Annotated in this window: 13 protein-coding genes and 1 tRNA gene; 6 read left to right on the forward strand and 8 right to left on the reverse strand. The window is 71.2% G+C overall.

The genetic code is table 11. The features are described from left to right. Positions 1-74: 74 nt before the first annotated feature. Both AQI88_RS06890 and AQI88_RS06895 read right to left on the reverse strand, forming a co-directional pair. Positions 75-1,997, reverse strand: coding sequence for an FAD/NAD(P)-binding protein (locus AQI88_RS06890; RefSeq protein ID WP_066993411.1), 1,923 nt, complete (start codon positions 1,995-1,997; stop codon positions 75-77). A 230-nt stretch (positions 1,998-2,227) separates the two neighbouring features. Next, a complete protein-coding gene (locus AQI88_RS06895; protein WP_066993795.1) occupies positions 2,228-2,458 on the reverse strand; it encodes a DUF2277 domain-containing protein in 231 nt (76 codons plus the stop codon). A 94-nt stretch (positions 2,459-2,552) separates the two neighbouring features. Between AQI88_RS06895 and AQI88_RS06900 the strand changes: the two genes are divergently transcribed. Together AQI88_RS06900 and AQI88_RS06905 are read left to right on the forward strand one after the other, a co-directional pair. Continuing rightward, positions 2,553-3,452, forward strand: coding sequence for a ketopantoate reductase family protein (locus tag AQI88_RS06900; protein ID WP_066993413.1), 900 nt, complete (start codon positions 2,553-2,555; stop codon positions 3,450-3,452). An 87-nt stretch (positions 3,453-3,539) separates the two neighbouring features. Then, positions 3,540-3,884 carry a hypothetical protein gene (locus tag AQI88_RS06905; protein ID WP_066993416.1) on the forward strand — a complete coding sequence of 115 codons (345 nt, stop codon included), beginning with the start codon at positions 3,540-3,542 and terminating at the stop codon, positions 3,882-3,884. Between the two features lie 46 nt (positions 3,885-3,930). Here the strand turns inward: AQI88_RS06905 and AQI88_RS06910 are convergent. Further along, a tRNA-Val gene (locus tag AQI88_RS06910) sits at positions 3,931-4,005 on the reverse strand. A gap of 191 nt (positions 4,006-4,196) precedes the next feature. Between AQI88_RS06910 and AQI88_RS06915 the strand changes: the two genes are divergently transcribed. From AQI88_RS06915 to AQI88_RS06925, 3 genes are all read left to right on the forward strand, one after another. Then, a complete protein-coding gene (locus AQI88_RS06915; protein WP_066993419.1) occupies positions 4,197-4,967 on the forward strand; it encodes a DUF4097 family beta strand repeat-containing protein in 771 nt (256 codons plus the stop codon). Positions 4,968-5,041: 74 nt separating this feature from the next. Continuing rightward, entirely contained in the window at positions 5,042-6,442 is a 1,401-nt protein-coding gene (locus tag AQI88_RS06920) for a coiled-coil domain-containing protein (RefSeq protein ID WP_066993422.1), read from the forward strand. A gap of 79 nt (positions 6,443-6,521) precedes the next feature. Next, positions 6,522-7,070, forward strand: coding sequence for a DUF4383 domain-containing protein (locus AQI88_RS06925; protein ID WP_066993425.1), 549 nt, complete (start codon positions 6,522-6,524; stop codon positions 7,068-7,070). Here the strand turns inward: AQI88_RS06925 and AQI88_RS06930 are convergent. The 3 genes from AQI88_RS06930 to AQI88_RS06940 form a co-directional block, all read right to left on the reverse strand. Further along, a complete protein-coding gene (locus tag AQI88_RS06930; RefSeq protein WP_208615729.1) occupies positions 7,058-8,233 on the reverse strand; it encodes an amidase domain-containing protein in 1,176 nt (391 codons plus the stop codon). The two genes, AQI88_RS06925 and AQI88_RS06930, sit on opposite strands and share 13 nt — an antisense overlap. A 107-nt stretch (positions 8,234-8,340) precedes the next feature. Further along, a complete protein-coding gene (locus AQI88_RS06935) occupies positions 8,341-9,627 on the reverse strand; it encodes a polysaccharide deacetylase family protein (protein WP_066993430.1) in 1,287 nt (428 codons plus the stop codon). A gap of 59 nt (positions 9,628-9,686) precedes the next feature. Further along, complete coding sequence (locus AQI88_RS06940) at positions 9,687-11,906, reverse strand: transglycosylase domain-containing protein (protein WP_398698686.1); 2,220 nt, start codon at positions 11,904-11,906, stop codon at positions 9,687-9,689. 239 nt (positions 11,907-12,145) lie between these two features. Between AQI88_RS06940 and AQI88_RS06945 the strand changes: the two genes are divergently transcribed. Next, positions 12,146-12,364 (forward strand): FmdB family zinc ribbon protein, encoded by a 219-nt coding sequence (locus AQI88_RS06945; protein ID WP_066993433.1) that lies wholly within the window; start codon positions 12,146-12,148, stop codon positions 12,362-12,364. Between the two features lie 76 nt (positions 12,365-12,440). Here the strand turns inward: AQI88_RS06945 and AQI88_RS06950 are convergent, their stop codons facing one another. Both AQI88_RS06950 and AQI88_RS06955 read right to left on the reverse strand, forming a co-directional pair. Beyond that, positions 12,441-13,256 carry an HAD family hydrolase gene (locus AQI88_RS06950; RefSeq protein WP_066993436.1) on the reverse strand — a complete coding sequence of 272 codons (816 nt, stop codon included), beginning with the start codon at positions 13,254-13,256 and terminating at the stop codon, positions 12,441-12,443. Next, positions 13,256-15,739, reverse strand: coding sequence for a phosphoribosyltransferase (locus AQI88_RS06955; protein WP_066993439.1), 2,484 nt, complete (start codon positions 15,737-15,739; stop codon positions 13,256-13,258). The genes AQI88_RS06950 and AQI88_RS06955 overlap by 1 nt, the downstream gene beginning before the upstream one ends. Positions 15,740-15,760: the final 21 nt, after the last annotated feature.

The raw sequence follows: 15,760 nt of genomic DNA on the forward strand, positions 1-15,760 counted from the left end.
TTCGGTCGGGCCGGCCGGGGACGGGCCGGTCGTGGGGGCGGCGGTACCGAATGAGGGACCCAGGTTAGGCGGACCTAATCGATGCTTGCAAGTTCAACATTCGGCCATGGTTTCGCGCGCTCGTGCGATTCCCCGTCGGCCGCGGCCGCACGTAGGACGGCCCGCGCCACCGCGTCGGCGTCCGAAAGCGTGACCGAATCCACTCCCGGACGGGCACCCGCGGCAGTCACCCAGTGCACGCCCTCCGTCGGCACCCCGAACGCGAACCGCCTTGCGTGCACCCGGTCTTGACGGTCAATCAGGCGATAGGGGCGCTGCGTCACATCCAGCCCTCCGGTTTCGTAACCGTCCACGGTGTGCGGCCGGCAGTCGCCGCTCTTCAGCAGTCCCGCGAGCAGGTCGTCCGCCGTCCGCCGCAGATCGGGTTCCGGAAGGCGTGCCTCTATGAGAGTCGTCACACGCACCGCCGAGCCCGGCACGTGCGGCGAGTGCGCCATCCACGCCCCGTGCTCGGCGCGCACGTCGAGACGCGGGCCGAGCACCTCGACCACGCCCGCCTCCAGCAGGGCCGCCAGCTCCTCGATCCGCCGCCGGGGCGGGCCGATGGACAGGAACGCGTTGAGCGGGGTGTACCAGCGGTCCAGGTGCGCGCGCCGGGAGCCGCCGGTCAGGCCGCCGTGGTCCACGATCAGACGTATCTCGTTGCGCAGGTCGCGCAGCACGTCCAGGGCAGCCTTCAGCGGACCGCGTACGTTGCCCAGGGCGGCCTGCGCCGCGTCCTCGCGCAGATACGACAGCAGCCACGCCCGCCACTGCCCGGCATCCGCGAACTCCCGGTCCCCGTACGGCCGGGATATCCGCTCCCAGCACCAGCGATCCTGGGCAGCCACCCCGAACTCGTCCAGCAGCGCCGCCTCTTGGGGGTCACCGTGCGGTACGGCGAGGAAGCGGTCGGCGAAGTCGGGCCGGCCGGTCAGCGCGCCGTAGTAGACCGTCTCCACCTCCTTCGCGACCAACGGCCATACCTCCGCGAGGAAGTCGGGCGCCTCCCCGGAGGCGGCGCGCTTGCGGAAGCCCGCTGTCACCTCGGGGGTGAGCACCAGCGGGAGGTGGCGGCCGTACGGACCCTTGGCGTTGTCGCCCCGCGCCTGGTACGGCACCCCGCGCCGCGAACCCGCGTACAGGCGCGGCTCCCGGCCCGAGGGCCGGTATCGCAGGACGCCGTCGGCGCCCCGGGCGAAGCGGCCGCCCCGGCCGGTGGTCAGCAGGGCCATGTGGTCGAAGAAGTTGAGGCCCAGGCCGCGCAGCAGTACCGGTTCGCCGGGCGCGAGCGCGGAGAGGTCGACGTCGGCCGGGTTGGCGGGCGGAATGTGGCGCAGGCCGTGCCGGGCGGCGTAGCCGGCCGATCGCCGTTGCTCCTCGTCCGCGGCCGTCGGCAGGTGCCCCTGGGCGAGGACCACCGCCGCGAGGCCGGGCAGGACGCGGCCGTCGTCGAGGGTGAGCACCTGGCTGCCGTCCGGGGCGTCGTCCAGGCGCAGGGCACGGGCCCGGTGGGTCTCGACGCGCACCGCCCGCGGGGCCGTCCGGACGGTCCGTGCGAACACCCACTCCAGGTAGTGGCCGTAGTGGGCCCGGGTGGGGTAGTCGTCCGGGCCGAGTTCGCCCTGCGCCCACTCGTGCAGGCTGGGGCCCGGGCGGATCGGGCCCGAGCAGTCCACGCTGGCGTCGGTGAACAGCGTCACCTGGCTCGCCACGGTGTTCATCAGCAGCTCGGCCGACTGCGCGGTCCGCCAGACCCGGCCCGGGCCGGGCGGCGCCGGGTCGATCACGTGGACCGTCAGCCGGACGCCGGGCGGCAGGAGTTCCGGTGCGGAGGCGCAGAGGCGCTCCAGGACGCTGGTGCCGCGCGGTCCGGCCCCGACCAGGGCGACGGAGACCGTGGGGGATTCCTGGGTCGGTGCAGACAAAGGGGTGACTCCCGGGCGTGTGGGGCGCATGGCAGCAGATCGCCCACGGGAAGCGGACGGTCCGCCTCATCATGCCTGCCGGGCAGCGGCCGGGAGGGGACACCCCGAACCCGGCCCGCACCAACCCCTGTCCAACAGGCCCGAGTTGTCCGTCATGCCGGTCTCGGGCGCGCACTCAGGGGCGGTTCCCACCCCCGCCCCGAGGGGCAGACGGCCCCCGCTCAGCCGCACCCGGAAGGCGCCCTGCCCCCCTCACCCCGTCACCCCGCCCCTCGCAGCGACTGACCGCGCACCTCCAGCCCTCCGAGCAGCTCGGCCGTGGCCTCGGCCACGGCTTCCACGGCCCGGTCGAACACCTCGCGGTTGTGGGCGGCGGGCGCCCGGAACCCCGAGACCTTCCGCACGTACTGCAGCGCGGCGGCACGGATGTCGCCGTCGGTGGCCTCACCGGGCAGTACGGGCGGACGCAGCGTCTTGATACTCCGGCACATGCCCCCAGTCTCACGCACAGCGCGCGCTGCTGCGATGATCACGCCGAAGGCGGCCACCGATCCCCGGGGCCGACCCGACGAGAGGAACATCCTCATGACGACCAAGCGCACTGTGGCCATCCTGGGCCCCGGCGGCACCGGCGGCCTGCTCGCCGCCCTGCTGTCCCGCTCCGGCCACCGCGTCATCTGCCTGGCCCGGGAAGCCACGGCCGACACCCTGCGCAGTACCGGCATCCAGGTCCGCAGCCGCCAGTTCGGCGACTTCACGGCCCCGGTCGAGGCGGACACGGAGCTGCGCGAGCCCGTGCACGCCTGTCTGATCACCGTCAAGCACACCACCCTGGACGCCGCCCTCACCCACGTCCCGCCCACCGCCCTCGGCGACGCCCTCGTGGTACCGCTCCTGAACGGCGTCGAACACCCCGCGGCCCTGCGCGCCCGCTACGGCCCCGACCGCGTGGCCCCCGCCGTGATCCGCGTGGAGTCCACCCGCTCCGCCCCCGGCGTGATCGACCACGGCAGCCCCTTCACGGAGATCGACCTGACGGGCGACGCGGTCCCCCGCCCCCGCCTCGAAGACCTGGCCGCCACCCTCTCCGCCGCCGGTGCGACCACTCGCGTACTCGAGGACGAGACGGCGGCCCTGTGGGCGAAAATGGCCTTTCTCGCGCCCTTCGCCCTGCTCACCACCCGCTACGGCCTGCCCCTCGGCGAAGCCCGCACCCGCCACCGGGCGGAACTGGAGTCCCTGGTCGCCGAGACCACCGCGGTCAGCCGCGCCTGCGGCGCCCCCGCGGACCCGGCTCAGGCCCTGTCCCGGTACGACGCCTTCCCGCCCTCGGCCAAGTCCTCCATGCAGCGCGACGCCGAGGCGGGCCGCCCGCTCGAACTCGACGCCATCGGCGGTGCGCTGCTGCGCGCGGCGGACCGGCACGGCGTACCGGTCCCGGTGGCGGCCCGCCTGGTCGAGGAACTGCACGCGGCCGGTCACTGAGCCGCCTGTTTTCGCCCTGAACACCCGTTCGCGTGAACCTCACAACTGAGCTCGCCCACCAAATTCGAACAGGCGTAGCATTGCCGCGTGGCTACGACCTATGAATTCCCCAGTGACCTCCTCGCCGGTCAGGAGGAGCTGCATCAGGTCCGGGCCGAGCTGTCGGCCCTGCTCAAACGGCTGCCCTGGTCGGTCGAGCCGATGGACGGTTTCAGCGACGACAACGGCTGGCGCAAGGCGGAGCGGCCCGCGTCCCCCGGCTGGACGGCGGACGAACAGGCCGAGGTGGAAAAGCTACGGCAACGGGAGCACGAGTTGGCGGTGTTCGTCAGTGGACACCGCTTCTGGGCCGAGGTCGCGGCGGCGGAGCGGGTCGAGGCCCGCATGAAGCTGAAGCACGCCCACGAGGAGACGGCCGAGGAACAGGAGTGACACGAAAGCCCCCGACCGGCACCGGTCGGGGGCTTCTCGCTTCTCCTGGTGGGCGCGGACGGTTTCGAACCGCCGACATCCTGCTTGTAAGGCAGGCGCTCTACCCCTGAGCTACGCACCCGTTCCCCGGACCATGCGCCCAGGACGAGTCGACAGCCTACCTTGCCCGGGGCAGTGCACCGCAAACCCGAACAGCCGCTTCCGGGCCCATGCGGGGGTTATCCCCACCTCCGATCCGGGCGCAGGCAGGATCCCCTCCCCCTCTACAGATCATTTACTGTCGTCGCAGACCACCTCAGGGGGAGATTTCGCATGACCCGTTCCCTTCCCGCTCGCTCGGCCGTCGCCGGGCTGCTCGTCGGCGGCCTCGTCGCCGGAGTCAGTGCCTGCGGGGCCGATGCCCGTGACGACAAGCACCCGGACCACCGGTCCTTCGCGCTGCACGGTCACACCCTCACCGTCGACTCCGACGACGCGGCACTGGAGATCGTCGCCGCGAAGGGGAAGAAGGCGGGAACGGTCGAGGTCACCCGGTGGTTCAAGGGCTCGGTGACCGTGGGCAGCGGCCCCAAGGTGAGCTGGACCTTCAAGGACGACCGGCTGGTGCTGCGCGTGCACTGCTCCGGCCTCATAGCCGACTGTTCCGCCCGGTATCGCGTCGAGGTGCCGCACGGGGCCGGGGTCAAGGTCGTCGACGCGAACGGGGGCGTACAGGCACACGGGTTCACGGATCCGCTCAGCATCCACACCGACAACGGTGCCGTGCACGTCACCGACTCCACGGGCCCGCTGGACCTGCGGTCCGACAACGGCGCGGTACGCGCGGACGCCGCCTCGCGCCGGGTGCGGGCCGGTACCAGCAACGGCTCGGTGCACCTCGAACTGGGCGGCGTGCCCGACCTTGTGGACGCCACCAGCGACAACGGTGCCGTGACGGTCGCCCTGCCCCGCACCGCGTACGACGTGAAGGCGGGATCGGACAACGGGCAGGTGTCGGTGTCCGTGCCCCAGGACGACCGGAGCCCGCACACCGTGACCGCCCACTCCTCGAACGGGAAAGTGACGGTGCGCACGGCGAACTGACCGGCCCGTGTGTTCGTCTTGCACAGGTGGGAGAATGTCACCACCCAGGGCGGACCACAGCACGGGAGAGGGATGTGACGGCGACACCGGGCACGCCATCGACGCGGTCGTACCCGCATCAGCCGTCGACCGTACGGGGCCGGGGCGGGTCCGCCGCCCTGCGCGACACCCTCACCTTGATGAGTCTGCCGGTACTGGCCGCGCTCGCGCTGCCCGCCGCGTTCGCCGGCGGTGGCACCCGGCGCTGGTTCGGCGGGCGTGCGGAGGGCCAGCGGGCCGAGGCGCAGGCCGCGAAGGACGCCGCGGCGGCCGCGTTCTACGAACTCGACACCGCTCAGCGGGACCTCCGGATCTCCGTCGAGACCATCACCGCTGTCGACGACTCCCCCGCGGCCCGGCGCGCGGTCGCCGACTTCGAGGCGCTGGGCCTGCGGATCGACGAGGTCAGTCAGCGCTACATCCAGGCCGTCGACGCACACGACCTCGACCGGGACGATCTGGAGGCCGCCACGGCCGCCCGGGCGCGGGGCGAGTTGACCGCCGCCAAGGACGAACTGCTCCGGGTCAGGCAGGAGCTGGACCGTTTCGGCAGCTCGCTGGGGCCGCTGCTCGGCAAGGCCGAGACACAGCTCGCCCGGCTCGCCCCCGCCGTGGAGCGGGCCCGGCAGGCGCTGCTGGGCGCGAGCAACGCCCTGGACGCGGTGCGGCAGACGGGCCTTGCGGCCGAGGATCTCGCCGCGCGGCTGGCCGCCCTCTCCCCCGAGCTGACGAAGCTGAACCAGGGCGCCGGGCAGCACGGGCTGCCGCAGACGCTGGAGCGGGCCGAGCGGGTGCAGCGGGAGGCCGCGGCGATCCGGGCGGAGGCCGAGCGGCTGCCCGAGAAGGCAGCCGAGATCGACCACCGGCTGGTCAGCCTGCGCACCCGGGCGCAGGCGCTGACGACCCGGGCGGGGCAGGTGGACCCGGTGCTGAGCGAGCTGCGGCGGCGGTTCGCGGCCGCCTGCTGGCAGGATCTGCAGCAGGTGCCCGCGCAGGCCGCGCAGAACGTGGGGCAGGCCGAGCTGAAGCTGCGCGAGGCCCAGGCCGCCCGGGACGCCCAGCGCTGGGCGGACGCCACCTCGCTGCTGTCGACCGTGCGGGCCCTGCTGAACACCACCGACGAGGCCGTGTCGGCCGCCGGTGACCGGCTCACCCGGCTGAACGCGGTGCAGAAGGACCCGCAGCAGGAGACCGAGCGGACCCGGTTCGCGATCCGGGACGCCCAGCGGCTGGCCATGACCGGTCGTACGACCCCGGATCCGCGGCATGCGCGGCCGCTGGACGACGCGGTGGCCCGGCTGGAGCGGGCGGTCGGCACGCTGGAGGGCCGGCACCCCGACTACTGGCACTTCCTGACCGAGACGGAGGCCGTGCGGCAGACGGTGGCCCGGGTGGTGGCCCAGATCCGGGAGGAGCGCGGGGGCCCCGGGCGCTGAGCCGTTGCCGTCGGGCCGCGCCGGGCGGATATTGGGGGAGGTACGTTCGGCCTTCGCCAGCACGCACAGGGAGGCGAAGATGGCCTCACACACCACACACGCGGGGACGCGTCGCCGGATCCGCTTCGACGAGCATCTCCCCGTCGATCACCGCCTGAACACGGTCTACCGGGTGGGCGCGGGCCTGATGGGCCTGTTCCTGCTCGCCTTCGGCATCCTCGGTCTCACCGACAACATCGGCTTCTTCGACACCGGCGGGAACACCGCCATGGGCCTGAACACCAATGGCTCGCTCAGTGTCCTGTCCGTGTGCGTCGGGCTGCTGCTCTTCGTCGGCATGGTGATCGGCGGGAACTTCGCGTCGACGCTGAACATGACGCTCGGGATCCTGTTCATCCTCAGCGGTTTCCTGAACCTGTCCCTGCTCGACACCGACTACAACTTCCTGGCCTTCAAGATCCAGAACGTCCTGTTCAGCTTCGTGGTCGGTGTGCTGCTCATGGTCTTCGGGATGTACGGCAGAGTCGGCTCGACCCTGCCGCACGACAACCCGTACTGGCGGGCCCGCCACCCCGACGCAGTGGAGCCGGAGCAGCGGGCCCCCGGGGACCGGGGTCAGGTGCGATAGGCGTAGTAGGCCGCGTTGGGGTAGGACGCGACGAGGCTCGCCACCGACCGGTTGTAGGTGTTGGTGGAGTGGTACGACACGTACGGCAGGCCCTGCGGGCTGCGGTAGGTGACGATCATGGAGTGGTCCTTGGACCCGTCCTTGTTGAAGTCCATCTGCAGCACGTCGCCGATGTCCAGCTGGTAGACGTTGGCGAGGCTGGTGACGCGCTTGGAGGACAGGGCGAACCAGGAGAACTCGTTGACGCCGACGAACGAGTCCGACTGGATGTCGGCGTTGCCGAACCACTTGTGGAAGTCGTACGTGTAGCCGGGTACGTGCTTCCAGCCGCCCGCCTTCAGGGACTGGCTGACGAAGTTGGTGCAGTCGCCGCCGGCCCCATGCCCGTTGTAGTCGGGGTAGTCCGGGTTGTAGTTGTTCCAGTACTTGCTCGCGTACGCCACCATGGCCTTGTAGTCGTAGGCGCCGGTGGTGACGTTCTTCTGGTTGACCGGCGCGGGCCACGTGGTCGCCGCGCGGGGCGCCTCGGGCGGGCTGTCGTCGGTGGGACTGGCCTTCACGGAGACGGGCGGCTGCTTGGCCACCTGGTTCACCGCGATGTAGCCGTTGTCGGTGTCCCGGACGTCGGTCAGCTGCCAGTTGCCCTGCCAGTCGGCCCTGAAGGTCAGTTCGTGGTGGGCCTGGAAGCCGGTGGTCTTCGGCTCCTTGCCCTTGACCTTCTCGTAGGTCAGCGTCGTGGTCTCGGTGACGTCGGCCTTGGCGGTGCGGCCGGTCACCCGCGTCGCGTCCAGCGTGACCCGGGTGCTGCCGGCGCTGTACTTCTCGCCCAGCTTGGCGAGGCGGGACTTACGGCCGTGCAGTTCGGTCAGCGCGGAGCTCTCCTCGCGCGACTGCGAGGTGGACAGCTTGACGTCACCGGAGAAACCGGACGTGGCGCGCTTCGTGCTGCCCCCGTCCACCAGGGCGTCCGTGCGATCGGTGAAGACCGCGTCGGCCAGCCGCTGGAAGGTCGCCTTGGTCGCGGCGTCCACCGTCGGGTCGTCGGTGACCGCCGCGCCCGCGCTCCAGTTGGGCACCAGGGCCACACCGGCGACGACCGAGGCGGCCGCCAGCGAGACTATGCCGGCGCGGCGCCCCTTACGGCTCAGTTTTCTAGATTTCAATGAACTTCCCCTCTACACCGGTACACCTACCGGGAGGGGCATCTTCGCATGACTTGTGTGCACGATGTGAAGGGGGTTGCGAAAGTGGAACTTGCTGCCCACGCAGGTCACTTGACCACAGTGGACCATTCGGGCGATTGCGCCGGATCGAGACCGCGCAGCGCCTGAAGGGTCGCGGGCTTCTGCGCGTCGAGCCAGTCGGCCAGTTCCTTGAAGGAGACGCACTTGACGCCCTTCTTGGTACAGACGTTTTTGACGACCTGGTCGATGGCCTTCATATAGATGCCGCCGTTCCAGTCCTCGAAGTGGTTGCCGATGAACAGCGGCGCCCGGCTGCCGTAGTAGACACGGTTGAAGCCGGCCATGTACGAGGCGACGGTCTGCTGTTCCCACTTGGGGTATTCGGCCGGATCGCCCTTGGTCTCACCTTCGGACTGGTTGTAGAGGAAATTGAAGTCCATGGAAAGCCCTTGGTACTTGCCATCCTCGTACGGGAGCATCTGGAGCGGGAAGTCCCATATGCCGTTCTTCTTTGCCGGCCATATCTGGAAGTCGCCCGGTGAACTGGCGTCGTAGCGCCAGCCGTAGCCCTTGATCGCTTTCAGCAGGTTCTCCTGGCCCTCCAGGCAGGGCGCGCGGCCGCCGGTGACCGCTTTCTTGAAGTCGAAGGGCAGTGCCGGAATGTCCTTGAAGCCGGTGTTGGTCTTCCAGTGCTCCACGAAGTCGTAGAACTGGTCGATCTCGCTCTTCCACTCCTCGACGCTCCAGTCGCCGCCGCCCTTCTTGCCGCAGAAGTGGCCGTTGAAGTGGGTGCCGATCTCGTTGCCCTGGCCGTAGGCCTCGCCGAGCTGCTCCAGGGTGGTGCGTATGTGGTCGTCGGTGGCGTAGTCGATCGCGGCGTCGCCCGCGGAGTGCTGCGGGCCGTGGTAGAGGGCCTTCTTGCTCTTGGGCAGCAGGTAGATGCCGGTGAGGAAGAAGGTCATGTGGGCGTCGTACTGCTTGGCCAGTTCCCGGTAGTGCGAGAAGAGGTGGTCGCTGCCCTCCAGCCCGCCGTCCCAGGAGAAGACGACGAACTGGGGCGGCTTCTCACCGGGCTTGAGCGGCTCGGCCTTCAGCTGCCCTTTCTGGGGTCCGGTGTAGGAGGTGGAGCCGTCGCCGAGGACCTTCGTCCTGCCGTCCCATGCGGGTTCCGTACCGCCCTTCGGCGCAGCGGTCCTCGGGCTGTCCTTGGCGGATGCGGTGGGCGCGGTGCTGTCCCGGTGGTTCAGCACCAGGAAGCCCGCGACCGCCGAGGAGACGGCGAGGAGAGCAGCGAGGGTCCGCATCCCTGGGCGGACGGGACGGCGGCGGGCTTTGGCCCGGCGGCGACGGCCGGTCGTCGGCTTGCTGTTCATGCGGGGCTCATTCTGCGAGGGAAGGTGGGAAGTCGATGCGGTACCCGGGGCCCCGGGGATCAGCCGAGGCCCATGGCATGGGCCCAAATGCCGTACGGGACATCATCGGCAGAGGTGCCCGCGAGGCCCTTGAGCGGCAGCGGTTCGAGACTCTTCGTCAGATCCATGCGGTAGACGACGACGGCGGTCGACACGGATTCGGCCGTGCCGGCGTACCAGGCGGCGGTGTCGTCCCCGGTGGTGCCCGCCTTGCCTGCCGCGGACCCGGCGGCGGGGTGGGCGGTGCGCAGGGAGTCCGTGAGCGCCTGGGAGACGTCCTCGGCCACCCGGGTGCCGACCGCCCGGCGCGGGACGGGGGTGCCCAGGGGGACCGTCCGGCCGTTGCGGGTGATACGACGCACCGAGTACGGCTCGGTGTGCATGCCGGAGGCGGCGAACGTGGCGTACCCGCTCGCCATCCGGATCGCGCTGGGCGTGGAGCTGCCCTGGGACAGGGCGGGCACCTGCGGACCCATGCTGGAGGAGAGCAGGCCCGCCGCCACCGCGGTCCTGCGCACGTTGTCCAGACCCGTGTCCATGCCGAGCTGCATGAACGGCGTGTTCACCGACTGCGCGAGGGCCTTGGCCAGAGTGATCCGCCCGTAGGACTTCCCGCCATCGTTGTGCGCCGCGACCTTCCTGCCGCTGCGGTCCCAGTAGGGGCCCTCGGGCGTGGTGACGGCGACGCCGTCGTCACCGTCGTACACCGTCTCGGGCGTGACGGGCGTCGCGGGTCCGCTGCGTGTCTTGCGGACCCCGTACTCCAGGCCGGCGGCGTAGTCGAACGGCAGGAACGCCGAGCCGGCCTGGACGGTGGCCGCGTTGGACTCGTTGTAGCCCTGTTTACGGTGGTCGGGGCCGCCGTAGACGGCGAGGATCCGGCCGTCGGTGGCGACCGAGGCGGCACCGTAGTGGGCGGTCTTCGCCGCACCGGGGCGGTCCCGGCCGGCCTGCCGGCGGGCCTTGGTCACGGCGTCGGTCAGCGCGGTCTCCCGCCCCCGGTCGAAGGTCGTGTAGATCTGGTAGCCGCCGAGGTCGAAGTCCCGGTCGGAGATGTGGGCGGCCTTCTTGGCGTACTGCTGGGCCAGCTCCACCAGGTAGTCGCTCTGCTTGCCGGTGTCGTAGACGCGGCCCGACTTGAGCGGCTCGGGGAACGTCCTGTACTTGGCCCGCTGGGACGGTGACAGTTTGCCGATGTCGACCATCCGGTCCAGGATCCAGGACCAGCGCTCGACCGCCCGCTGGTGGTTGGCCTTGCTGAGGGTGGGGTCGTAGAGCGCGGCGCCCTTGAGCATGGAGGCGAGCACGGCGGCCTCGCCCGCGTTGAGCTTGGTGACGTCCTTGCCGTAGTAGGCCTGGGAGGCGCGCTGGATGCCGTAGGTGCCGCGGCCGAACCAGCTGGTGTTGAGGTAGCCCTCCAGGATCTCGTCCTTGCTCATCTTGTTGTCGAGCTTGAGGGAGATCATCGCCTCGGTGAACTTACGGCTGAGGGTCTGGTTCTGGCTCAGGTAGACGTTCTTGACGTACTGCTGGGTGATGGTGGAACCCCCCTCGGTGTCCCCCTCTCCGACGGTCCGCCACAGGGCGCGGCTGATGCCTTTGACGGATATGCCGGGATCGGAGTAGAAGCTCGCGTTCTCCGCCGCGAGCACCGCCCAGCGGACCTGCTCGGGTATGTCCTTGAGGGGCATGTCCTGGCGCTGCACCCAGCCGGTACGGGCCATCGGCGTCCCGTCGGACCAGAAGTAGACGTTGTCCTGCTGGGTGGCGAAGGAGTTGAGGTCCTTCGGTATGTCCGTCATCTCGTAGGCGATGAACAGGGACAGGCTGATCACGAAGAAGCCCGACAGCACGGCGCCGGCCCACTGGCGCCAGGAGGGCATCCAGCGGCGCCAGCCGGTGCGGCCGGGGCGCGGGTACAGCGGCCTGAGGCGGCGGGCGTACGGGGCGAGCGGCGCGAGCCGGGGGCCTGCGGCGGCACGCAGCCGGGCGAGGGCGGACGTGGCGACGGCGGTGACGCGGGCGACAGCCGGCGGGCGGGCGCTGCGCCGCCGCTGGGCGCGGCCGCCGGCGGCGGCAGGCTCCGGCGGCGGGGGCACGCGCAGTTGCATGGTGACGTCCGCGCGCAGGGCGTCGACCTTCAGATGCAGGGTGGCGTCCGTCTCCGGCGGCTGCCACTCCTCGGGCTCGGCGTCGTCGTCGTCCTCACGGCCGTCTGAGCGCTGCCATGCGTCGGTCAAGGCTGCGTCTCCCCTCGCAGTGGTGCTTGCGCGCGCGGTCGGACTCAGCAGGTGGACACGGCCGCGGCGGTGGTCGCGGCGCGGTGAACCCCCCTCTTCCCCCCGGTCTTGCGGCTCCTCGCGGCTCAGCAAAGCTATCAGCGATCTTTTCAATATCTCCGCACAAGTATCGAGTAGAAGCGAACACTCACGAAATTTTGAGGTGCTGTGAGTAGCGCCACTCCGGTTAGCCTGTGCACATGCCTCGTTACGAGTACCGCTGCCGTACCTGCGGCGACACCTTCGAACTGAGCCGCCCCATGGCGGAGTCCGCCGCCCCCGCCGCCTGCCCCGCGGGCCACGACGACACGGTCAAGCTGCTGTCGACGGTGGCCGTGGGCGGCTCGGCGTCCGCACCGGCCGCGCCCCGGGCGGGCGGCGGCGGTGGCGGGTGCTGCGGCGGGGGTTGCTGCGGGTAGCTCCGCTGGTTGTGCCGCGGTGTGTCGTCGTTCGGGTGCGGCGCCGTGGTGGCTGGTCGCGCCGTTCCCCACGCCCCTAGGGGGTCGGCGTGCGGCTCGCTTTCAAGAACTCCCTGAGGATTCGCTCCCCCGCCAGGACGCCGCGCTCCGGTAGCGCGCTGATCTGCGGTGCACTCCAGCCGGCGTCGGCCAGCTCGCCGTGGCCCGGGCGCCAGCCCCGGTCGGCGGCCAGCAGCAGGTCGGCGTCGAGCAGGGAGTCCCCGGCGGCCAGGGTGAGCTCGGCGCCGGTGCGGCGGGCGACCTCGCGCACGGCCGCGCTCTTGGTGAGCGGCTCGGGGACGGCGTAGATCTTGCGGCCCTGGAGCGAGACCGTCCAGCCCCGGTTCTCCGCCCACACCGCAAGCTCCTTCACCCAGTCCTCGGGCAGCAGCTCGCGTTCGACGACCAGATAGGCGAAGAGGTCCTCGGCGACCCGGTGCTTGCGCACCCAGACGGGGTCGGCGGTCCTCATCAGGTGCTCGCGGATCTCCTCCAGCGGCGCGCACTCGTCGGCGAGCCGCGCCAGCACCGCGGCGTGCCAGTCCTGGTCCGTGACGCCGTCGACCAGCAGATGCCCGCCGTTGGCGCAGATCGCGTACGCCGGCTGGGGGCCGGGCAGGTTGATCCGCTGGTACTGCTTGCGGGTGCGGGTCGTGGTCGGTACGAAGACGGCCGTGTCGCCCACGTCGGTCAGCAGCTGGGCCGCGGTCTCCGTCATGTAGGACAGCGGCCTGCTCTCGTGCACCTCGACGCACAGCAGCCGGGGCGCTCGCGCGTCCGGCATCGTCAGCGCCAGGGCCGCCGAGGAGTAGATCAGCGTACGGTCGAGGTCGCTCGCCACCAGCACCGGCATCAGACGTTCACCGCCCGGCCGTCGGCGCCCGTGGCGCCCCGCGTGTACTTGGGGTGGATCAACCCCACGCAGGTGTACGGCAGCTCGCCGACCTCCTCCACCGGAACCCCTCTCTGCTCGGCGAGCAGACGCACATGGTCGAGGTCGGCACCCGCGCCGGACCTGGCGAGGATCTTCCACGGCACCCGGCGCAGCAGCACCCGGGTGGTCTCGCCGACGCCCGGCTTGACCAGGTTCACGTCGTGGATGCCGTACTCCTCGCTGATCCGCTCGACCGCCTGCCAGCCCACCCAGGTCGGGGTGCGGTCCTCGGCCATCAGTTCCTTGGCCGCCATGTCGACGGTGTCGGCGACCTCCGGGAAGCGGGCACCGACGGCGTCGAGGAAGGCCACGGAGACATCGACGCCGGCGAGTTCGCGGTAGAACTTCGCGCCGTGGAAGTCGTGCGGGCCGACCAGGTCCGCGCGCAGGACCGTGCGCGAAATCAGGCCGGAAACCGTCGAGTTGAGGCAGGCGGACGGTATGAGGAAGTCCTCGCGGGTGCCGTAGGTGCGCACGCAGGAGCCCGGGTCGGCGAGTACGGCGATCTCCGGGTCGAAGCCGGTGATGCCCTCCTTCTCCTCGAACTCCTCGATGGCCTGGGCGAGTTCCCGGGTGATCGCGCCCTTGCCGGTCCAGCCGTCGACGAAGACGACGTCCCGGGGGTCGTGGCGGTCGGCGAGCCAGCGCAGCGCGTTGGCGTCGATGCCGCGGCCGCGGACGATCGAGACGGCGTAGTGCGGCAGGTCGAGTCCGTGCCGGAACCGGGCCCAGCGGCGCATGAGCACGCCGACCGGGGTGCCCGCGCGGGCCAGGGAGACCAGTACCGGGCGGGGCGACCGCTCGGCGATGACGGTCTCGGTCACGACACCGACCGCCTGGGCGATCCGGGCGGCCGAGGCGTCCAGGGCCGTGTGGAACAGCTCCTGGTACTGCTCGCTGGGCTGGTACTCCACCGGCAGCGACTCGGCGTAGTGCGCCCCGCCGCTCTGGATGGCCTCCTCCCGCTCCTCGGTCGGCGCCTCCAGCGTCACGTCCGAGAGGTCCTGGAGCAGCCAGCCGACCTCCTCGGGCGCGTACGAGGAGAAGGCGGGGCCGCGGAGGGGCTCGGGCAGCATGGCCGGCCTTTCGGGAGAGGAGAGGGGCCCGGGGACGTACGAGGGGACGACCGCGAGCAGGACGTGCGGGGTGTGGGCGGCGAGGCGGGCCGGCAGGCCGCCCGGGGCATGCAGTGCGGGGGTGTCGGCAACCGAGTCGACCACGGCGACGACGGCGTCGAAGCCGCTGCCTGCGACGTTGTAGGCGTAGCGCTCGCCGGGGCCGTCGGCCGGGTCGTCGTGGGCGGGGAAGACCAGGCGGGTGCGTATCGCGTAGCCGGGGTCGTCGACCGCGAGGACGGGCGAGCGGGTGGTGGTGGAGTAGCGCACCTCGGCAGCCACGAGCTGCTCCAGCTCGCAGGCCAGGCGCAGCGGCGCGTACATCAGCTCCTCGAAGCCCAGGACGAGGACGCGTCCGGCACCGGTGGGCAGGGCGTCCGCTATGCGGGCGGCCATCTCGGGGAGCGCGGCCTCCAGGCGGGCCCGATGGGCAGGCGTGAAGCCGTGCCGACCGCCATCGGGGAGCCCATGGGGCCAGCGCAGGTCCACGCGGACAACTTGCCCCGACTGGTGCGCCCCCAAAGGGGCGCGGGGAACTGCGCGACCAGGCACATGGGACCCGCAGCCGAACTCATACCGCGCAACCAGCTCCTGCCCCTTCTCCAGCACGCCCTCCGGCAGCCGTACCGTCCCACAAGCCGCGGCGATGAGTTCCACCCGCGCGCCGATCTCGTCGGCGAACCGTTCCATCCGCGCGATGTCATCGGCGGAGCGCATATCGACCAGGGCCACCACCACATACCGCCGTCGCGGATACCGTTCGTGCAGGTCACGGATGGTGTTGAGGACCGTGTTGCCGGTGGAGAACTCATCGTCCACCAGCACCAGCGGGCCGTGGCCGGACAGCAGCTCCCGATCCTCGGGAAGCAGCAGATGAGACGTGGCATGGGAGTGCGACTCCTCGAAGCCGCCCGCCCGGGCGACCCCGGCCACCGGGCGGCGCGTGGAGTGCAGGTACGGGGCGAGGCCCAGGCCGTCGGCCACCGAGTGGCCGAGGCCGGTGGCGGTCTCCGCATAGCCGAGGACGACGGCCCGGGCCGCCTCCGGTTCGCCGAGCAGCTCGCGGACCCGACGGCCCAGACGGAATCCATGGCCGTAGACCACGGACGGCGACTGCGGCACGTGCTTGCCGAGCACGTTCGAGACCAGCAGATGGGCCCGCTTGGGGTTGCGGCGCAGCGCGAGCCCCAGCAGGGCCGGCAGCCCGTCGTCGCCCTCCAGTTCGACCCCGAGCCGCTCGGCGACCCAGCTGCCGGACCAGACCCCGTCGTTCACTGCGTTCTTCATGCGTTCCTTGGGTTGGGAAGG

Origin of the sequence: Streptomyces cellostaticus, from assembly GCF_001513965.1 — a bacterium.
Taxonomy (GTDB): Bacteria; Actinomycetota; Actinomycetes; order Streptomycetales; family Streptomycetaceae; genus Streptomyces; species Streptomyces cellostaticus.